The sequence below is a fragment of the Paenibacillus sp. FSL R5-0345 genome (assembly GCF_000758585.1).
GTDB lineage: Bacteria > Bacillota > Bacilli > Paenibacillales > Paenibacillaceae > Paenibacillus_AQ.
Genome location: NZ_CP009281.1, coordinates 1,453,455 through 1,475,632, shown reverse-complemented (window position 1 = coordinate 1,475,632; position 22,178 = coordinate 1,453,455). Strand labels below are relative to the sequence as shown.

The window sequence follows — 22,178 nt, the reverse complement described above, 5'->3', positions numbered from 1 at the left end:
ACTCATTTTAAAACGGGAGGTGAGTCGGCTCACCCGACTCACCTCACCCGCTTTCTTGTCCCTATGATTTATTTCGTAGCTTCCGTGCTATACCATTCATTGACCTCATCGATAATTTCATTACCGCCAAGTGCCTTCCAGCTATCCACGAATTTATCGAAATCATCAAGAGAACCGCCCATGATAATCTTGGTAAAGGACTCTTGCATCAACTTATCCAGCTGACCGCCCTTTTCCACTACTGTTGGTGTAGGAAGACCGTAAAACTCGTTGTATACAAATTGTTGATTTTCTTTAATTTGTCGTGTTAAGCCCCAGCCGCCGTCTTTTGCAGCCCGGCTATAATATTGACCCCAGTTTACACCTTTGGTAGCGTTAGATGTGTCGCCTGCCAGGAAGTCCTTAGTCGCTTTGAAAGTATCCGCAACGGTCTTATAATTTGCATCGTCTATTGTAATTTCAGTCTGATTAGCATCGAGCGCTTTGTTTACTTCCCTGTAAATCGTATCAATATCAACAGGGTTGGCAATCCGTGGGTTAAACCAGTTGTATACATAGCCATCCGCTGCTTTGTTCTTATCCTTGTATTTCTTATTACCAACTTCAATGTAGAAATTGAGCATCTTAATCGCTGCTTCTGGGTTCTTCATCTTTTTGTTCACAACGAAAATTTTGTTGCTGCGGATTTTTGGAACGAGTGATTTAGCTGGACCATCAATCCCTGGAAGTTGAATTGCAATCCAATCCGCCTTTGGATCTTTGTCTACGCTGGAGTTAAGCGGCCAGTTCGGATACCACCACTCTCCGTAGGAAATACCCACTTTACCTGCAGTCAGATCCTCTACAGCCTTATTCTCATCCTTTAGTGCAAACTCTTTATCAATAATTCCATCTTTATACCATGCTTGTAGCTTACCAAGTGCAGTCTTCACTTCAGGCTGAATCAATCCCGGTAACAATTTGTCATCGCCGCCTTTAATCCAAGCCGATTGTTTATCACCAACGGAAGGATAAGCACCGAATCCATTAAAGAAACCTCTGACATCAAATCCCCAAAAGAAGAGATTCTTTTGCATGGCGATACCATAGGTGTCATTCTTACCATTCTGATCTGGATCATTATGTGTGAATGCTTGTGCAACTTTCTCAAGCTCATCGATCGTCTTCGGTGCCTGTAAACCTAGATTATTAAGCCAATCTTGACGAATCCATAGTAGCTGCGTGGATAAAAAGGGATCTTCAAATGCAGGAATACCTAATTGCTTACCATCCGTACTGAACGTTTTCATCGCGAATCCACCATCTGAGTCCATATAAGCCTTAAGAGCTGGTGACGCATATTGTGCATAGGCATCTGTCAGATCAGCAAGCATATCTTGCTTTTTAAGTTTCTCATAGTTCTTCTGATCAACTTCTATCACATCGGGTAGATCCCCCGATGCCATGGCAAGCGAGAACTTCTGCTCAAACTGGGCAGAGGGAACGGTCCATTTGTATTTCACTTCAATATTCATCATCTCTTTGAGATCTTTCAGGTAGGCATTTTGTTCCGGTGTTATTCCGCTTGGAGTTCTTGGATCTTCTGGTGGATTATATCCTAGTATTTCTGTAACAGTGACCGTTTCCGGGTATTTCCCTAGTGGATCAGGTGCTGTGGCGCTGTCTGTCGCACTATTCGTAGTCTCTTCCTTAGGCGTAGATGGTGCATTCGCATTTCCATTCCCTTGACTTCCACATGCTGACAATAATGAAAGAATCATCGTTACTGACAAAATCATTTTCCATGGTCTCATTTTTTTCATCTGAACGCTTCCCCCCTTTGTTTGCTGCAATTCTTGTTGTTAATCAGTGTTCCTAGTTATTATTTTAGTCACAGAGGAAACCGCTTTCAATTTCACTTTTTTTACATCACTTTCACTTTATTTACTTATTTTGAATTTCGATAATCCTGTGGAGATAAACCCATTTTGCGTTTGAAGAATGTTGTAAAGTAGGATGGTGATTCAAAACCGACCCGGATGGCGATTTCATTTAATTTCAGAGTTGTATTCTTCATCAGTTGCAGAGCAACATGCAGCTTCGTCGACTGGATATACTCTAATAAATTTTGACCTGTCGTCTGTTTATAATAACGAGATAAATAGGACGGATTAAGATGCACCTCTGCAGCAATTGAGGTAAGCGATAGATCTCCAGATAGGTTCTCCTGCACAAATTGGTGAATTTGTTCGATGATTAGCGTCTTGAAATCTTCCTGCTCGATTCCTCCAGCTTTGTGCATCGTATCCTCAAGTTGACTTAGTTTCTCAAGGTCTAAGATAAGCATGTGCTGACCTAATAAAGCTCTCTTAAGAATCATAGAGCGCACTGCTTCAACTTGAAGATGGATTGATTCCCAATGGTTAAGTAAATCCCCCGATATTCCGAATGAAACGCAGACACTTAGCAGCTCATCACACTCATTCTGTACAGGCTCTAATATCCCTCTCATATAAGCAACGATTCCAGGCCAATTCACCCCTTGATCTGGATAGCCACTACGAAAGCGATTCAGCAATCCTTCATCTGGTTGAAGCAGCCATATGAATACACGATCATCATAAATCACTTCTTCACATGCAATAGATGCAGGCAGGTGATCATGGAAAATACGCTGAACAGACGGAGGCATTTTAAATTTAGGATCATCTAGTCGATCCAAGATACCAACAAGAAAGAACGAAGGACGATCTAATGCAATGCCGAACTCTACATCCTTGTAACGTACATTATTGAGTATAGAAGTAATAGACTCCCCGCTAAGCACCCGCTCCATCAGCTCTTTCTTTAGGAAGGAACTAGCGATTTGATAGTGCATTTGTGCCTTCTCCAATTGAAGTCTACGACGGTTCTCCTCGTCTAGCTTGTCGATTGCTGCCTTCACAGCTTGGAAAATAGGTTCAATTCCTTCCGTTTTCAGAATGTAATTGTCCACATTCTTACGAATCGCTTCGTATACATAATCAAATTCACTGTATCCTGTAAGGAAAATCACTCGGCATAACGGCCAATAATAGACGATTTCGTCCACGAGCTGGAGACCATTCTTCTGAGGCATACGAATATCGCTAACCAAAATATCCAATTTCGTTTTCTTAGCAATTTCAAGAGCTTCGCTTGAGGAGAAAGCTTTTCGTATATCCAGTTCAAATTCTGAGTTATCCTGAAACAGTTGGACTAATCCATTCACAATCACAGGCTCGTCATCTACGATTAGTAATCTATACATAATCACACTTCCTTACTCTCATATTTAACTATCAGTTCTACTCTCAATCCTCCGTATTTGCTGCGTGAGACAAATAAGCCACTATCTGGTCCGTACTTCAATTGGAGTCTATTATTAACGTTGATTAATCCCGTCTTCTCAACTTGTTTCAGACCCATCGCAAGTTTCTTCTGCAAGTACTCTATTTCCTCATCTTTTAAAAGATTGCCGTTATCTTCAATCGTGATAATTACTTTTCCCTCTTCGCATTCGGCACCAATATAGACAACCCCTTGTCGGGAGTCGTCTTCGAAAGCATGCTCGAACACATTCTCAACAATCGGCTGAATAATCAGCCTCGGTACTAAAATCGCATTCGCCAAAACGGGTATTTCTTCATATTCGAAAGAAATACGATTCGAGAAGCGAATACACTGAATTTCACAATAATCAAGCGCATGCTGATACTCCTTAAAGAATGCCACCTCGTCCGCTCCACTTCTTGTGATGTATTGGTAGTAGCTCCCTAGCTTTTGTGAGAGCTCAGCCGCACTATCGGAATCTCCTACTTTACACATCATGTAAATATTAAAGAAGCTGTTATAGAGAAAATGCGGGTTAATCTGTGACTGCAATTGCTTCAACTGCGAATGCTGCAGGGCAATCTTCTGTTCATAATTTTCCTCAATAGAACGCTTAAGTCTAGAAGCCATGCGATTAAAACTATTAAATATATAGTAAAACTCATCTTTGGTCTTTGACTCGATGACTAAATCAAGATTATCCGTTTCTACCATACGGAATGTCTTAACCAATTTCGATAAGGGCCTATGAATCATTAGATTTACCGAATAAGAATAAAGTATCATTACCACAATAGCGATGACGAAAGAGGCATATAGTAGTGTATTAAATTGGCTTAAGGGCCTTGTGATTTCATTCTGATTCACGTACATAATCAAGGATAGATTCAAAGAACTGATAAAGTTATGGGCAATAAAGTAACTTTTACCGTTCACCTTGTTTATTTCTGGGATATCGGAATTAAACTGATCCTGTTTGGTGATGAGCCTAAGGACCTCAGTAGATACTAACTGATCGTCTGTAGTAGATAGAATATTGCCCAGCTCATTACTTCCCAGAAATACCTCCGATTCTTGATATAAGGTTGCGATTTGATTTAGTGCCTCCAATAGCTTACCTTTTGAGATTTCAATATACGACCAAAGCTCCGCATTATCTCCTGTTTCTATAAGGAAAATCGCATCACCGCTCCGATAGAATGAAGGCTTCTGCTTAACGTTAAGTAACGAGGAAATTTTTTCGTACTCCATATTAGGAATAGACGTGATCCCGGTCTTACCAGAGATCGTTTTTCCCAGAGACTTAATATATACCCCGGCGTTAACCACATATTCGCTTGAGGCAATGATCCGATTCAATAGATCTTCAGCATTACCGATTAATTCTACCTCTTCATACTTTTCTAAACTTTTGCCTCGGAAACTAAGCTTCTGTATGTTTTTATCTTCTTGAAATTGTAATTGTTGATTGCGGATGAAATATATCTCTTTATCCAGTTGCTTGGAATAGAATGACGCCCCAGCCAGAGATGAGTCCAAAATCGTATTTTTGGTGAATGACATCCCCTTATAATTCACCCAAATATTCATCGATATGAGCGGAATCAAAAAGACGATAAATACGATGACAACTTTCTGATAGACGAACCATTTTACTTTTCCCGTAGCCAGCAGCTTCATTCTCTACCTCCGTATCTACTCATTTTGAGCCCTTAAAGCTATAAAAAAGACCCGTAAAGTAGTCCTTTCCTCAAGGGAGGATTTTACGGGTAATGACTATTCTTTTAATTATAGATAGACTATCATCACGTCATGCTAAGAAGACTTTCATCCCATCATAGGAAATGATGAAATTCTCCTCTGCTGTATTCTTAACTAAAGTATCATGCAACTCTGCGCTGTAGTGAGAGAAATGAGTCAGAATAAATGATGTACTAGTATCACAACTATTTTGGTCAAGCAAACGTTCTCTTACTATCCGACAACCGGAGATCCCCATATGATAATCATATCTATCCTCTAGCCCATAATTACAATCCAGACTAACAACGTCCAGGTGCTTATCACGTAGATAATTGAAGGTTTCATCACTGAATATACCACTATCATTGCCGTATAAGAATCTTGTGTTATTCTGCTCAAGTAGATAGATAAAGCTATGTTCATCCGGCTTGTGATGGGCTGGCAATGCGGTTACTGTCACTTCTCCAAGAGTGAAGGGCATGAAAGGCTGTATGATATGAAACTCGTAAAAAGGATCTTCAATCGTATCGGTTCCATAATCATAGCGAAGAGCTGATTTCATCGTTTCTTCTACCGTTTCATTTCCGTAAATATGCAGTTTTTTTCCACTCTCCTGCAGCTGACAATACCAATGTTCATGCCTCATCATGAGCTCTGCTGCTGCAAAATGATCAGTATGCGAATGCGTAACAATCAAATGATTAACTTTCCCCAAATCCAATTTGTAACGAAGCTTATTCATATACATATCAGGTGAGAAATCCAGCAGCAAATCAGAGTTAATAAGCGCTCCTGTACGAGCGCGAATATTCTTGCCACCAAGCTCCATCGCCATAGAGCAACGTTCACATTGACAAAATAAAGCTGGATAACCCTCGCTTGCTCCAGTTCCTAAATACATAAATTCCATGGTATCATCTCCCAGCGCATTTTATGATAGCGCTTACTAATTAGTAAAAAAAAGATATATGCTAAATAGTGTCGCTGGCGCTACATTACGAATAATGAGTGAAAATCCCATTTTCGTCAAGGTTCACTTCGTTGGGAGTTGGGTAGTAAGTGAAGAAGGTTATGAAACGAGTAGCCATAGACCAAAAAAAAGCAAGGCTCCTCCAATAACAGGAGGAGCCTTGCTCCGTTGACTTTTATCCTATGGGTGTTGAGTGCCGGGACAGCACCCTTATCATTACGATATATTAATTACTTCGTTTAAATCTTCGAGCTAACACAAATCCCACAAGAACTAGACCTCCACCTACTAAGTAAATAGGAAGTGCACTGTCTTCTCCCGTTTTCGGAAGCTCTGTTGGTTTATTGCTGTTATCCCCTGGTTCTTTCACAGTACCTGTCGGTACTTCCTCGACATCAATCTCGATCTCAATCTCTTCTTCATTTCCATTCTCATCTGTCACAATGATCGTGAACTTGTCTTTGCCAATGAAGCCTGGATCTGGTGTATAAATCCACTTGCCATCTTTAGTAATTGTCACCTTACCATGATCTGGCTTTTCACCGACACTCGGCACGCCCCCAAGTGGGATTTCACCTTCAAGAGGAACTTCCTCATCTGTAGTCAGTTTCTCTACAGGTGGCGTCACTTTCGGAACAACAGGAGTGCTAGTTGGCACCGCCGTGATAACCGGTGTTGCTGTTACTGTTGGTGTCACAGTTGGCGTTACCACCACTGGTGTTGGGGATGGAGTAGCAGTAACGATTACTCCCGGTATTGACGTCGGAGTCGACACAGGGAAAATTGGATTGTCTGGCGTTGACGTAGGTGTTACTGTCGACACAGGTGTTTCCGTCGGTGTTGCTGTCGGCGTTGCCGTCGGTGTTGTTGTTGGTGCTGTTGTTGGCGCTGTTGTTGGTGCTGGTGTTGGTGCTGTTGTTGGCGCTGTTGTTGGCGCTGTTGTTGGTGCTGTTGTTGGTGCTGTTGTTGGCGCTGTTGTTGGTGCTGGTGTTGGTGCTGTTGTTGGTGCTGTTGTTGGCGCTATTGTTGGTGCTGTTGTTGGCGCTGTTGTTGGTGCTGTTGTTGGCGTCACTATCTTTTGATTCGTTACAGTCATATCTGTAACTGTTGTTGAACTAAATTTCACCTCATATTTATTTGCATCCTTGATATATCCAATAGGTGCCGTTTTTTCTTGCAAGAAGTATTTACCAGGCCGGAGATCTTTAAATACTGTTTTACCGTCTTTATCTGTCTGAATAGATGTGCTAAATAAAACCTCTTCCGATCCAGACACGCGATATAAATTGAAGATAGCTCCTTCAAGAACTTTACTATTATCTGCTGCATCTACTTTCTTGACAGCTAATTCTTTTCTAGTCCCTTGTCCAATTCCACTAGAATCCGAAAATACTACAGTTACACTTGATTCTTTGGATTGGGTTTCCGTTTGGGATCCATTACCACTAAATTTAACAGAGTTACTAATTTTCCCACCATTTTTCGCCTCTAAAATTATAGAGTCATACTTCAAAATAAAAGGTTTCTCAATCGTTTTATTGAACTTCAATTTAAATTGCTCTGCACCTGTCTTGTCATCCTTTGTAAATTCAAGCATATAATCCTTGTCCGCTCCTTGAATGAGTGCTGGACCAGATTCATTGACTGTGCCATCCTTTAAAATTGTTGTCGGCAGCAACCGGAATGACTCCGGCAAGAACATTTGATTAGCGTCCGGATTATCAATGATTTGTGCATCTTCTACAAGAGATTGGTTATAGTTGATCTTTAAAGTCCAATTTAGTTTTGTCTCATTTTTAGGGTCCTGTACTCCTGACTTGGTAACATATTGATCATTTTTACCACCGTTTGGAATGCTAACTTCACTTTTCAAATCTTTTGATACAGGCACACCATTGTCAGACAGCTTAGCTGTATTGTAAATCGTTCCATTCTCGACCACTTGATCCTTTAAGCTGGTGCTGAATTTAATCAAATAAGGCTTAGCAATTTTTTCATTAAAGCTTATTTTCAACAATTTAGTCGTTTTATTGTAATCTACAGAATATAGTTTGGGATTAGAGCTGGCAGTAACAGTGACTTCTTTTCCTACTTTAGGGTTACCACTGCTTTCTATCGAAAGTTCATAAACCTTTATAGATCCCTCTATCAACTGCTGTTTATCTTCTAACGTATCAACAAGCACAGCTTTATCAAGCTCTTTGCTATTGTAGTTAATCCCTATTTCCCAAGAAATCTCTTTGGTTTGAGCGTCATAGGAACCGTTTTTGTAGCCATTATTCTTTGCTTTTGAATCAGGATAGAATGTATCCTCAACCGTGATGGTTTTCGTTTCTGTAGGTTTGGACGGGTCATTCCATACAACAGAAGCTCTATTCAAAAATTTCACTTCGTTCTTAACCCAATCATATACAGTCCCATTACTATTCTTCAACCAATCATTATTGAAATACGTTTTGTAAGTAATTGTATAAGTCTTATCTATTGATGAGTTGAATTTCACGGTAAAACCTTCTGTAGGTTTTGAATCACCAAGAGTATACATAGAAGAGTCCACTAGTTTACCGCTATCATCTTTGATAACAAACCCAACATCAGTAAATTTCAAACCTCTGTTAGGGAAGGTATCCGTAATCACTACATTATTCATTACTTTTTTATCACTATTAATTTTTATTGTCCAGCTTATAGTTTTATCAGCGTAATTAGCCTGTCCAACCTTCTTGGAGATAATATCTTGATTAAGTGTCCCGCTCGCAGGCTTGTCATTAGTAACACCATTAACTATAGTAGTAACAGTATTTGAAACCTTTGTTGCTTCTTCGATGCGATCTTTCGCCCGGGTCTGATACTCGATCTTGTAAGCATTCGAAATATTATTATTAAATGATAATTCGAAATTTTTCAGCCCTGCTTTCGGAGCTAAAGTATTCTCAGATACTGTGTAGTCAGTTACTAAAACTTTATCAGGATTATCTTTAGACTTAGTGAAATCTAATTTATATACCTTCAGAGAGCTAGGTACAAACTGTTGAGAGTCCGTATAATAATCGAACAATTTGGCATCTGCTTTAGAGATCGATTTTTCACCATAATTGTACTCAATCGCCCAATAAGTGTCCTGTGTCACGGAATTATAACTGAGAAAAGATTTCTTCAATAATGCTCCATGATTAAGAGATACACTTGCATTATCTGAAAAAGGTCCTGTATTATTCCCCTTGAAAGTTGCCGTGTTTACAAAAGTGGTTTTAGTATCATCAATAACATCCGTAACGTATTCAATACGGTATGCTTCCGTAATAGGTGTATTAATATCAGGGGTAATAAACTTTACCTCTAGGGTGTTCCCCACTAGAGTTGCAGAATATTGACTATTGTTTAAAGGAGCACCCGGAGATACAGTACCGTTTAACGCTACATTAAGCTTACTGACCTTGATATCACTTATATCAGTTAAAGCTAAACCCGTAGGGATTACATCAGTTACAGCAGCTCCATATACACTATCCATAACTTTGTTCACATCAACAGTCCATTTAATCTGTTTGGCATTATAATTTCCTTGATTAGTGCCTACCGCAACTCCATCTTTGTCAATAGTAGAACTAACCTCAGGTTTAAATTGGACTGTAAACTCCTGCTCTGCACCACCATTTATCGGAAACTTAATCGTATAGGGTATAGTATCCGTAAACTTTGTTGTGTCAAAACGAGTCTCCACTTCAATTGCACCTTTGACATCGAAATATTCTCCGACTTCACCGGTGAATGTTAAGGTAACTTTGTTAGGACTCCCTTTTATAATGTCGTAATGCCCCAGTTCTTGCCCTTCAATCATAATCTTTTTATTCAAAAAGTCTTTCTCGAGCACAAACCCTTCTGGTAGTTCAAATGTAAAAGTATCACCTGCAACATAATCACTTCCATCTGGAACCGCCCAGTTATAGTTCAACTTCACGGTGGAGCTCAGCTTGTAAACAGAATCTGTGACCTGTACCCCATTCTCATATACAGACATCGTCACACTTGTAATGATATTAGCACTGTTCTCAATCGCCTTTGCTTTGACCTGAGAATCGAAGCCAAAAGCATTGAAAAACTGCGTACTAAGAAGTATTACTACCATCCATAAACCAATTTTCTTTTTCCACATAAAACGAAAGTCCTCCTTCTTCCTATAAAAGTACTTACTCGACTATTTCTAAGTTGTTTGTTCTCCAAATACTTCAATAATCTCCCTTCGATTGTAATTTGCCGACATGAACAATTTCTGAACAGATCTGAAATTTCGCCAGAATTGGCTCAATTAGCAAATTTTTTGAATAACAAAAAAGCCCTGACAGTGAGTTCACTGTCAGGGCTTCCTCTAAGTATTAGTAAATTTCTGCACAATATAATTTCACTTATATACTTGCGTGGTCACGTTTGGTGTAAGTTTTACGCTTCTCTAGAAGCTTGTTAAGCGCATCAATATAAGCACGGGCACTCGCTTCCAGAATATCAGTACTAAGTCCACGGCCCTGTGCAGCAACTTCACCCTGCGACAGTACTACATGAACCTCGCCCTGTGCATCTTTACCACGGGAAACGGATTTAATGGAATAGTCCCCAAGGGTAACTTCCTCACCCGTGGCTTTATCAATAGCATTGTAGATGGCATCTACAGAACCATTGCCTTCTGCCTCTGCTACAATAGGCTCCGCTTCCGGACCATCGATAATCACCTTAGCAGTTGGAACAGCTTTATTACCGTAAGTAACGTAAATCGTCTGAAGTCTGAATACTTCTGGCGTATCAATTAGTTTCTCTTCAATTAATGCCAAAATATCTTCATCCGACACTTCTTTTTTCTTATCCGCCAAGTCTTTAAACCTTGAAAAAGCTGTATTAAGCTCTTCTTCAGATAAATCATACCCTAGATCACTTAGCTTATCGCGGAAAGCATGGCGTCCAGAGTGCTTACCAAGTACCAGTTTGCTCTCTTTAAGTCCAATGGTCTCCGGTGTCATGATCTCATAAGTGGTTTTCTCTTTCAGCATTCCGTCCTGGTGAATACCCGATTCATGAGCAAATGCATTAGCTCCTACAATCGCCTTATTCCCTGGGACTACCATACCTGTCAACTTGCTGACCAAGCGACTTGTGCGAGAAATCTCGGACAACGTTAACGAAGTTTTAGCGCCAAAGAATTCAGCGCGTGTCTCCAGCGCCAATGCCACTTCTTCAATCGCTGTGTTCCCGGCACGTTCACCGATACCGTTGATCGTTCCTTCGATCTGATCTGCACCATTCTGAATCGCAGCCAGCGTATTTGCTGTAGCCATGCCAAGATCGTTATGACAATGAGCACTAAGCTGTACGCGTTCAATATCAGGCACATTCTCTTTTAGATATTTAAAGATAGCTCCGTACTCCGAAGGATTCAAGTAACCTACAGTATCCGGGATATTAACAACATTAGCCCCTTCCCGGATAGCCATGCCGACCATTTCAGCCATGAAATCATACTCCGTACGGCCCGCGTCTTCTAATGAAAACTCGAGCTTAGGGAAATATTTCTTAGCGTATCGGATAGCAGACTGTGCAGTTTCCAACACCTGAGCCTTATCCATCCGCAGCTTATGCTGCCGGTGAATAGGAGATGTAGCTAGAAAAATATGAATACAAGGGTCCTGCGCTCCCTGTAGTGCTTCTTTTACAGCATCAATATCTGTCTCTCTAGAACGAGAAAGGCCGATTACCGTGACGTTCTTCACAGCTCTTGCCACCGCATTAACAGAAGCTAGATCACCTGGAGAAGCTGCAGGAAAACCCGCTTCCATGCGATCAATTCCCAGCTTCTCTAACTGGTAAGCGATCTCCACTTTCTCACGCGTGTTGAGGTTCACACCTGGTGACTGCTCTCCATCTCGCAGTGTCGTATCGAACACATAAATTTTCCGCATGCTAAGCACCTCCCAAAGATTGTGCTGAAACTCTCAAATGCGGCTCGCAAAGTCACGGCCGCATTTGAAGGTAACACTATTTAATCATAAGTATGAATATGATTATTTCTTAATCCAGTGCATCATTTCACGCAATTGGCTACCTACAACTTCTACTGGGTGAGCAGCTTCGTTGCGGCGAGTAGCGGTAAGGAAAGCACGTCCGGATTGGTTCTCAAGGATAAAGTCACGAGCGAATTTACCTTCTTGAATATCTGTCAGAACAGCTTTCATTGCTTTTTTAGTATCTTCAGTTACAATGCGTGGTCCAGTTACATAGTCACCATATTCCGCAGTGTTACTGATGGAATCGCGCATGCTGGACAATCCGCCTTCGTATACCATGTCAACGATCAGTTTCAATTCGTGCAGACATTCGAAGTAAGCCATTTCAGGAGCATAGCCTGCTTCTGTCAAAGTTTCGAATCCAGCTTTGATCAGTGCGGATACACCACCACAAAGTACTGCTTGTTCGCCGAACAAGTCGGTTTCGGTTTCTTCGCGGAAAGAAGTTTCGATAACTCCTGCACGTGTACAACCAATACCTTTTGCATAAGCAAGACCGATTTCTTTCGCTTTACCTGTTGCATCTTGTTCGATAGCAATCAAGCCAGGAACGCCGAAGCCTTCAACATAAGTACGACGAACCATGTGACCTGGAGATTTTGGTGCTACGAGTAGCACGTCCGCATCTTTAGGAGCAACGATTTGTCCAAAGTGTACGTTAAAGCCGTGGGAGAACATCAAAGCTGCGCCTTTTTTGAGGTTTGGTTCCACTTCATTTTTATATACGGATGCTTGAGTTTCATCTGGCATTAAGATTTGCACAACATCTGCACGGGATACTGCTTCAGCTACTGGCAATACTTCAAAACCGTCATTTTTCGCAGTTTCAAAAGATTTACCTTCACGAAGACCGATGACAACTTGAAGACCACTGTCACGTAGGTTTTGTGCTTGGGCATGTCCTTGGCTACCGTACCCGATTACCGCAATTGTCTTTCCTTTTAATACACTAAGTTCTGCATCCTGTTCATAGTACGTTGTAACTGCCATTGTCAATATCCTCCTTTAATTTGAGACCCATCATAAAGAGCGGGTGCTTCAAGAGAACTGGATTCGTCGATTAGATCAAGCTGCTCCTCAAGCTCCCGCTCTTTAGCGGGAATGTCATTCATATCATATCAGATTAATGCAATCAAGCAGTAATCCGTTAAAGTCGCAAAATAAACTATTTAAGAGTTGCCACGTACCATAGCCGTAACACCTGTGCGAGACAGCTCTCTGATTCCATAAGGCTTCAATAGCTCGATCATCGCGTCAATCTTCTGTGTCTCCCCAACTACCTGCACCAGTATAGTGGTGCTGCCGATATCGACAACTGAAGCACGGAAAGTCTCAACTACACCCAAAATTTCCGGACGCTCACTTGGATCAGCATTCACTTTAATCAGAGCCAGCTCGCGTGCAACCATAGGCTTAGCTCCAAGATCAACAACTTTGATAACATCAATTAGCTTATAGAGCTGCTTCTCGATTTGTTCAAGGGTATGCTGGTCGCCAAGAGTAACGATAACCATCCGGGATAATCCAACCTCTTCGGACTGGCCGACTGTAATACTCTCAATATTAAATCCACGGCGACCGAACAAGCCTGACACCCGCTGAAGCACACCTGGCTGGTCATTTACGAGTACTGAAATCGTATGTCTTGTCACTGTTATTCATCCCCCATCAGCATATGATCGATGGTTGAACCTTGAGTTACCATCGGGTAGACATTCTCGTCTTTTGGAACAACGAATTCTACCAATACTGGACCCGGTGTTTCCAGAGCTTTCTGCCATGCATCACGTGCTTCTTCCTTATTCGTCGCCCGTAGACCTTTTACACCATAGGCCTCAGCCAGCTTAACGAAATCCGGACTACCTGCAAGGTCTGTATAGCTATAACGTTTGTCATAGATAAGATTCTGCCATTGGCGAACCATTCCAAGCACTTGATTATTAATAACAACGATTTTGACAGGTATATTGTTAATCGCACAAATCGCCAGCTCTTGGGAACACATTTGCATACCGCCATCCCCGTTAATCGATACTACCAACCGTTCAGGATGTGCCATTTGCGCACCGATAGCTGATGGGAATCCGAAGCCCATCGTTCCAAGACCACCTGAAGTAATCCATGAACGCGGATGATTGAACTTGTAATATTGTGCTGCCCACATTTGATGCTGGCCAACGTCCGTAGTAACAATCGCTTCACCATTAGTGGTGTCATTAATCATTTCAATAACCCATTGTGGTTTAAGCTCTGTCTCCGAATCTTTATACCGAAGTGGCTGATCAAGCTTCGACTGCGCGATATGCGTTCTCCAAGCATCAGCCTTAGATGCACGGCCAACCTCAGGAATCAGCATTTCCAGTACAGTTTTTACATCTCCAACGATCGGAATATCAGGCGATACATTTTTTCCGATTTCTGCAGGATCGATATCGATATGCACGATCTTGGCTTTTGGCGCGAAGCCGTCCAGCCTACCCGTAACACGGTCATCGAAGCGGGCACCGATATTAATGAGCAGATCGCATTGCTGAATCGCATTGTTTGCGGTATATGTGCCATGCATACCTGGCATTCCCATCCAAAGCTCTTCAGCACTTGGGAAGGCTCCAAGTCCCAGCAAGGTTGTAGTTATTGGAATCTCTGTCCGTTTCACGAATTCGAACATAGCCTCATGTGCTCCGGAATAGATAACTCCACCACCTGCAATGATAATCGGACGTTCAGCAACCTCAATCGCACGAACCAGTTTATCAAGCTGCAGTTTGTTTGGAACTGTACAAGGGTTGTAGCCACGAAGATTTACGGTCTTCACTGGTGTGAACAACGTCTTTGCTGCCGACACATCTTTCGGTATATCGATCAATACTGGACCTTTACGACCGGTATTCGCCACATGGAAAGCTTCATGTATTACGCGAGGGAGATCCTCAACATCTCTTACAAAGTAGCTGTGTTTAGTGATTGGCATCGTGATTCCAGTAATGTCTGCTTCCTGGAAAGCATCTGTACCGATCAGGCTTGAGAAAACGTTACCTGTGATTACGACCAATGGAGTGGAGTCCATATATGCTGTAGCAATACCTGTTACAAGGTTTGTTGCGCCAGGACCCGAGGTTGCGATACACACCCCTGGTTTGCCACTTGCTCTAGCGTAACCGTCAGCTGCATGAATCGCTCCTTGCTCATGACGTGTTAACACGTGATTGAAATCCGTAAAACCGTACAATGCATCATAAATGTACAATACAGCTCCACCTGGATATCCGAATACTGTGTCTACACCCTCCAATACAAGGCTGCGGAGTAGTATTTCCGAACCGGTAATAACTTCCGGCTCCATCCATTTTTCTTTTAGCTGCTCTGTAGACCGTAATTCCGGTATTTGCGCGCTCATCAGTATTCCTCCTCCGATATTTAACATTCATTATGCAAATGACGGACCGTCCTCTATACATCAGCAAATAGTTATTTATAAAACAAAAAAACCTTCCGCCTCCCACGCACAGTATTAGCGCGTGAGGGACGAAAGGTTGATCTTCCGTGGTACCACCCATGTTTGCATTACATCTCGCGATGCAACGCCTTATCAGGTATACAAAAATCCATCGATGTAGGCAAGGGCCCTAATCTCTGTAACCTGAAGTCCGTAACGCGGACTAAACGATTCCCCCTAATAATTCCACCACTCTAGCCAGTGGACCTTTCAGGGAAACAGCTCCGAGGTGAGCTCGTATATAAGGGATTTCGGTGGAGGTTGCAGCAAATCCTCACACTCTCTGAGCAAAAGAGCCCTTAAAACTTCGTCCTCATCATTGCCGATACATGTATGTTCGTTAAAATGTTTAGACACATTATATGATTCCTATCACGGATAGTCAATACCCTTATTTTTAAAATCGTCACAACTCCTGCTTCTACCCTCTCGGAACGCCTGCCCCTCTCCCAACATATGATGTACGACAATGCGTGGAAAGGGGACGCTCTATGATTCGTTATCGTCGACCGAAGCAGGATGACGTTGTTATTTTTGATTTAATCGAGCGACAGCTCGTTCCATTATCTCATCTGCCGCAAACTGAAATCACTAAAATCAAAAAGGATTTACCCCGTCGTCTAGGACACGGAATCACACTTGTCACCTGTCCCGACTATGAAAGCGATCCAAACGGGTTTGTCCATTTCTTGCTGCATGGTGATTTACTCTACATCGATATGCTAGCCATTGCACCAGATGCTCGGCGAAAACACTTGGGAAATATGCTTATGGATCGGGCAGAAAGATTTGCACTTTCTCGCGGTTGTCATCGTTCTAAGGTATCTGTCGATCTAGGGAATGCAGCAGCGCTAGCCTTTTATCGAAAATTGGGCTACAGCGTAGCCCGTTATCAATCGCTAAGTTTTTGTTACGAGCTTGAGAAACGATTCTCCTAGCCAAAGCAGCACTTATCGGAACTCAAAAGAATCCAAAAGGTGAATATGGTGTGCCTCCGTACCCATAACCTCCATAAGGAGTTCCATATCCGTAACCGCCACCATAAGGTGTAGCTCCACCATAGCCTCCTCCATAGCCACCGCCATAACCTCCACCATAAGCATAAGGGGCAGTACCAATGGCGAGCAAATCAAACAACACTAATGGAATGATTGCTTTAGTTTGTACTTTTTTACCACTTACACGTTGCAAAATAAGACGATTTCCTGATACACGAAGCAACTTTCCTGTAACCTGTGTGCCATCTTTTTTCACAGCGATGATCTGTTTACCTATGAGCCTCATAACCTGCTTTTTCGTAACTGGCTTAGTCATAATATCCCCTCCAAAAAGTTTTGCATGCCTCTGATTCCCGCCATCTTCAAAACAGTTTATTCGCACAAAAGTACCTTCGCCTGTACACTTGCCCTTACCTCTTAATGTTTATCCATATCGATCCTAACAAAAAAAGCCGTATCTCCGGAAAAGTCCGGAAATACGGCTTGATAATGATATAAGCAAAAAATCGAAAAGATCTAGCGTTTACCAGGATCGTAAGGCTGACCTAATGCCTTAGGAGCAGCGGAACGACCTACAGCACCCACCAATACAATGATCGTTAATACGTAAGGAATCATAAAGATAAACTCTTGTGGAATGTCCTTTGACCATTCAAACAATTGTACGTAGTTACGGATCGCTTGAGAGAATCCGAAGAATACAGCAGCGCCAAAGGCACCAAGCGGATTCCACTTACCAAAGATCATCGCTGCAATAGCGATAAAACCTTGACCTGAAATCGTATTATGTCCAAAGGTTCCGGTTGTAGTTAGAGTGATTGTAGCACCACCGATACCAGCCAGCAATCCACTCAGCATTACGCCGATATATCTCATCCGCTTCACCTTGACCCCTAAGGTGTCTGCAGCACTAGGATGTTCACCTACTGCGCGTAAACGCAGTCCAAATGGCGTTTTAAACAAAACGAAATAAATAACAATAACCAGCACAATGGCCAGATAAGTGGTCGGATAGGAATTAAATATCCCTTCACCGATCACTGGGATTTTGGAGAGTCCAGGAATTGAAACCTTGTTAAACCCATCGATTAGTGGAGTTTCAGCAGATCCATCAAACAGCAGCTTTACCATGTAGAGCGTACTGCCTGCGGCTAAAAAGTTAATAACCGTACCACTGATCGTCTGATCCGATTTAAAGGTAATAGCTGCAACTGCATGAATTAGTGAACCAATTACCCCGACGGCCATAGCACATAGTACGCCAATCCAAGGAGCCCATTCACCCATCCCAGCATCTTGAGCATAATAACCGCCCACTGCTGCGGCAAAAGCACCAAACATCATCAAACCTTCAAGTCCAATATTTACGACACCGGAGCGTTCAGAGAAGATGCCGCCAAGTGAGGCAAAAATAAGCGCTGTGGAAAAAACAAGCGTTGTATTAAGCAGTTGACCTAACGTCTGCAGATCCATCTATAACACCTTCTCTTTCTTGCGCTTGAAGTAAAAGGGCTTAAGCACCCAGCGCACAATCCCTTGTGCCGCAATAAAGAATATGATTGAACCTATAACGATACGAATAAGCTCTGGAGGAACATCTGCAGCAAAACTCATTCCTGCAGAACCATAAGTCAACGTACCATAGAGAATCGCAGCAAGAACAACACCAAGTGGATGTGTTAAACCAAGTAGAGCCACTGCGATACCATCAAAACCATATCCTGGTGATGCCGCGAACACAGATTGATAATGGAATACACCCAGTACCTCCCCTGCTCCGGCCAACCCTGCAAATACTCCACTTATGAACATTGCTTTTACAACGTTACGGCCAACATTCATACCTGCGTACTCGGCAGCATGAGGATTGTAACCAACAGCACGCATTTCATATCCTTGCTTAGTCTTCCATAAGTAGACATAGAAGAATACTGCTGCGGCAAGGGCAATAGCTGTTCCCCAGTGCAGACGTGCATTGTCAAATAACGAATTCAAGAACGTCATAGAAAGTGAAGCTGGAATATCCTCGGAACGATTCTGTCCCGGGAGTAACAGAAATGCTCTTACAATATAATTCGACAAGTACAGAGCAACCCAGTTTAACATGATCGTGGTAATAACTTCATTAATCCCACGTTTGGCCTTCAAGTAGCCAGCGATACCAGCCCACAGACCTCCACATAACCCTGCTATAATAACAGCAAGCGGAACCAATATGAATCCTGGCAAGGCTGCAAATTTAATGCCCACCACGGTTGCAGCTGTCATACCAATCATCACTTGTCCGTCTGCCCCGATATTAAACATCCCTGAACGGAATGCAAAGGCTACGGCTAAACCAGTGAGCATTAATGGCGTCATTTCGCGCACGGCTTCACCAAAGTTGTACAAGTTACCAAATACACGTGAGAACAGTGCGGAGTAAGCAGTTATCGGATCATAACCACCCATAAGCATAACTATTGCTCCCACAAGAAAACCAAGTACGATGGCGACAAGAGGAACGATATAGCTGTCAGTTGTGAAGATTTTTTTGAACTTATTCAACTGCCTTACCTCCCCGCTTCAAGCTGCCTGCCATCATAAGACCCAGTTCCTGGTCATTCGTATCCTGCGGGAACACTTCACCGACAATTTTGCCTTCATAGATAACAGCAATTCTGTCTGATACATTCATAATCTCGTCCAATTCAAACGAAATGAGCAATACAGCTTTTCCTTGGTCACGCTGTGCGATAAGCTGCTTTTGAACAAACTCGATAGCCCCAACATCTAGACCGCGTGTTGGTTGTGCTGCAATAAGTAATGTCGGATCTTTATCTATTTCCCGAGCAATAATCGCTTTCTGTTGATTTCCGCCGGATAGAGAACGTGCTTTGGTCTGAATTGAAGGTGTACGCACATCAAATTGCTCCACAAGACCTTCAGCATATTTATCAATGACATCATTTTGCATAAAGCCATTTTTGTTATATGGACTCTTATAGTAAGTTTCCAAAACCATGTTCTCACTTACTGAGAAATCAAGCACCAAACCATGCTTATGACGGTCCTCTGGAATATGAGACACATTCATCTCCGTAATCTTACGCGGGGATAAATTAGCTATCTCGTTCCCAGACACCTGAATAGAACCAGAATCAATTTTACGCAGACCTGTAATAGCCTGAATCAGTTCACTCTGTCCATTGCCATCTACACCAGCTATTCCGAGAATTTCTCCGGCTTTCACATCAAAGCTAAGGCCGTCCAGCACTGAGACACCATCTTTACTCTTGCTGTTCACATCCTTCAGCTCGAGTACAGTTTTGCCAACCTCAGGAGCCTTCTTATCTACCTTGAAGGTTACGCCACGTCCAACCATCTTCTCAGCTAGTTCATTCGGATTAGTCTCTGCGGTATTTACGGTATCGATTACTTTTCCGCGTCTAATAATGGTGACCCGATCAGATATTTGCATAATTTCTTTAAGCTTATGCGTAATCAGGATAATAGATTTTCCCTCTGCAACAAGCCGCTTCATAATCGCCATCAATTCCGTAATTTCTTGAGGCGTAAGTACTGCAGTCGGCTCATCAAATATGAGAATATCCGCTCCGCGGTACAGGGTCTTCATAATTTCTACCCTTTGCTGCATACCTACAGAAATGTCATGAATAACGGCATTTGGATTCACTTGCAGGCCATATTGCTCCGATAGCTTCCGAACCTGTTCCGCAGCGGATTTATAGTCAATTTTAAGACCTTTCTTCGGCTCCATCCCAAGAACGATATTCTCAGTCACCGTAAAAGGTTCCACAAGCTTGAAATGCTGATGCACCATACCAATACCAAGCTCAATCGCTTTATTGGGATTATCAATAATAACCGGTTTCCCGTCGATTTCAATACTACCTTCATCCGGTTGGTACAATCCAAATACGATATTCATTAGAGTAGATTTGCCTGCACCATTCTCACCTAGCAATGCAAGGATTTCACCCTTCTTTAATGTCAAGCTAATGGAATCGTTAGCAACAATACCGGGAAATCGTTTTGTGATTTGCTTCAACTCTACGACTGGAGCCGCAGCACTCATGGAATCACCCTCATCACAGAAATATATAACTACCATGTAGACACGGATGTACCGCCCTTTTCAAGGCGGTATAACTGTGTCTAACTTATTATAACCAGTGCTTTAACAAGGAATAAGGCCAGCGCATAACCGGCCTTATTCCTTGTTGCTTATTGATATCCGATAAATTAAAGGGAGATATTACTCTGCAGGAACTGTAATGGTTCCATCAATGATTTGTTTTTTGAAATCTTCAACTTTAGCCAAGATCTCTTCAGAAACGTTAACTTTAGATGTATCAGAGATACCTACACCATTGTCTTTCAAACCAAGAACAGTTGTAGTACCGCCTTTGAAAGTACCGTCGATTACTTCTTTGGAAACCTTCTTCACAGCTTCGTCAACGCGTTTGATCATGGAAGTCAAAGTTACGTCTGTACCAAATTCAATGGATTGGTCTTTGTCTACACCGATAACCCATACTTTAGCACCGCCGGCTTTGTTACGGGATTTAGCTTCGTTAAATACGCCATTTCCTGTTGCACCAGCAGCAGGGAAGATGATGTCATTACCATCGTTGTACAATGTAGCTGCAAGGGATTTACCAGTATCCGGTTTGTCATATGCACCTGCATAAGTAATTGTAACTTTAGCTTCAGGGTTAACTGCCGCTACACCAGCTTTAAATCCTACTTCAAAACGTTTGATTACTGGGCTTTCCATACCACCAATGAAAGCTACTTTGTTAGTTTTTGTAGTCAAACCAGCAACCACACCAACCAAGAAAGAACCTTCGTTCTCAGAGAAAGTAACGGATGCAACGTTAGGAGCATCTACAACGCTATCGATAATTGCCAAGTTAGCATTTGGGTTCTCACCAGCAACCTTTTTAATTGCGTCGCCAAGATCAAAACCGATACCCCAAGTCAAGTTGTAGCCATCTTTAACGAATTGGTTAAGGTTTGGCTCATAGTCAGCATTGGATTTACTTTGCAAATATTTAACGGAAGTGCCAGTTTCTTTTTCAAGAGCCTGTAATGCTTCCCATGCGGATTGGTTAAACGACTTATCGTTAACACCACCGATGTCAGTAACCATACCAAATTTGAAATCTTTTCCAGCGTTTGTTCCACCATTTGTTCCTGCGTTAGTCTCGCCATTTGCAGCATTCTTAGCGTTGTTGTTTCCGCAACCCGCCAATACTACTGTAAATGCCAGCAACATTACAAGAGATAGTTTGAAAACTTTTTTCATTGAATGTGATCCCCCTTAAAATATTGGATGTCTTCTGTGTTCTGCTTGGACATTCCATAGATCAAATTATAACTGCAATAAAATCTAAAATCCAGTCCATAAATGACCTCAGGTCAATAATAATTTGTACTTTTTCGCAAGTAACCGCTTTCCATGACACGGCATGTAATCATCATGTTTGGGTGATGTTAGAAAACCTTAATTTCTTCTGTATAGTATTCCAACACATTACAAATATTATTGCACACTTATGCGTTTTCTATTATCATGATTGCTT

15 protein-coding genes are annotated in these 22,178 nt (G+C 42.1%); 1 reads left to right on the top strand and 14 read right to left on the bottom strand.

The window, feature by feature from the left end; genetic code table 11:
• Window positions 1-68 precede the first annotated feature (68 nt).
• From R50345_RS06630 to ilvB, 9 genes are all read right to left on the bottom strand, one after another.
• Window positions 69-1,802 (bottom strand): extracellular solute-binding protein, encoded by a 1,734-nt coding sequence (locus tag R50345_RS06630; protein WP_042125106.1) that lies wholly within the window; start codon window positions 1,800-1,802, stop codon window positions 69-71.
• 125 nt (window positions 1,803-1,927) lie between these two features.
• Window positions 1,928-3,268, bottom strand: a complete 1,341-nt coding sequence (locus R50345_RS06625) for a response regulator transcription factor (protein ID WP_042125104.1) — start codon at window positions 3,266-3,268, stop codon at window positions 1,928-1,930.
• Between the two features lie 2 nt (window positions 3,269-3,270).
• Window positions 3,271-5,010, bottom strand: a complete 1,740-nt coding sequence (locus R50345_RS06620; protein ID WP_042125102.1) for a sensor histidine kinase — start codon at window positions 5,008-5,010, stop codon at window positions 3,271-3,273.
• Between the two features lie 130 nt (window positions 5,011-5,140).
• Window positions 5,141-5,983, bottom strand: coding sequence for an MBL fold metallo-hydrolase (locus tag R50345_RS06615; RefSeq protein WP_042125099.1), 843 nt, complete (start codon window positions 5,981-5,983; stop codon window positions 5,141-5,143).
• Between the two features lie 286 nt (window positions 5,984-6,269).
• Window positions 6,270-10,199, bottom strand: a complete 3,930-nt coding sequence (locus tag R50345_RS06610; RefSeq protein ID WP_042125097.1) for a collagen binding domain-containing protein — start codon at window positions 10,197-10,199, stop codon at window positions 6,270-6,272.
• Window positions 10,200-10,449: 250 nt separating this feature from the next.
• Window positions 10,450-11,991, bottom strand: a complete 1,542-nt coding sequence (locus tag R50345_RS06605) for a 2-isopropylmalate synthase (RefSeq protein ID WP_042125095.1) — start codon at window positions 11,989-11,991, stop codon at window positions 10,450-10,452.
• A gap of 102 nt (window positions 11,992-12,093) precedes the next feature.
• Entirely contained in the window at window positions 12,094-13,086 is a 993-nt protein-coding gene (gene ilvC, locus R50345_RS06600) for a ketol-acid reductoisomerase (RefSeq protein WP_036679485.1), read from the bottom strand.
• Between the two features lie 179 nt (window positions 13,087-13,265).
• The gene (gene ilvN, locus R50345_RS06595) at window positions 13,266-13,754 is read right to left on the bottom strand and encodes an acetolactate synthase small subunit (protein ID WP_170880323.1); all 489 of its coding nucleotides are present in this window, start codon (window positions 13,752-13,754) and stop codon (window positions 13,266-13,268) included.
• Entirely contained in the window at window positions 13,751-15,493 is a 1,743-nt protein-coding gene (gene ilvB, locus R50345_RS06590) for a biosynthetic-type acetolactate synthase large subunit (RefSeq protein WP_042125091.1), read from the bottom strand. The genes ilvN and ilvB overlap by 4 nt, the downstream gene beginning before the upstream one ends.
• 590 nt (window positions 15,494-16,083) lie before the next feature.
• Between ilvB and R50345_RS06585 the strand changes: the two genes are divergently transcribed.
• A complete protein-coding gene (locus R50345_RS06585; protein ID WP_042125089.1) occupies window positions 16,084-16,530 on the top strand; it encodes a GNAT family N-acetyltransferase in 447 nt (148 codons plus the stop codon).
• A 22-nt stretch (window positions 16,531-16,552) separates the two neighbouring features.
• Here R50345_RS06585 and R50345_RS06580 read toward each other — a convergent pair whose 3' ends face one another.
• The 5 genes from R50345_RS06580 to R50345_RS06560 all read right to left on the bottom strand — a co-directional run bounded on the left by R50345_RS06580 (window position 16,553) and on the right by R50345_RS06560 (window position 21,901).
• The gene (locus R50345_RS06580) at window positions 16,553-16,906 is read right to left on the bottom strand and encodes a hypothetical protein (protein ID WP_042125087.1); all 354 of its coding nucleotides are present in this window, start codon (window positions 16,904-16,906) and stop codon (window positions 16,553-16,555) included.
• Between the two features lie 200 nt (window positions 16,907-17,106).
• A complete protein-coding gene (locus R50345_RS06575) occupies window positions 17,107-18,063 on the bottom strand; it encodes an ABC transporter permease (RefSeq protein ID WP_042125085.1) in 957 nt (318 codons plus the stop codon).
• A complete protein-coding gene (locus R50345_RS06570; RefSeq protein WP_042125082.1) occupies window positions 18,064-19,137 on the bottom strand; it encodes an ABC transporter permease in 1,074 nt (357 codons plus the stop codon).
• Window positions 19,130-20,668: an ABC transporter ATP-binding protein gene (locus R50345_RS06565; RefSeq protein WP_042125080.1), complete on the bottom strand. Its 1,539-nt coding sequence runs from the start codon at window positions 20,666-20,668 to the stop codon at window positions 19,130-19,132. The genes R50345_RS06570 and R50345_RS06565 overlap by 8 nt, the downstream gene beginning before the upstream one ends.
• Before the next feature lie 180 nt (window positions 20,669-20,848).
• Complete coding sequence (locus R50345_RS06560) at window positions 20,849-21,901, bottom strand: BMP family lipoprotein (RefSeq protein ID WP_042125078.1); 1,053 nt, start codon at window positions 21,899-21,901, stop codon at window positions 20,849-20,851.
• Window positions 21,902-22,178 lie beyond the last annotated feature (277 nt).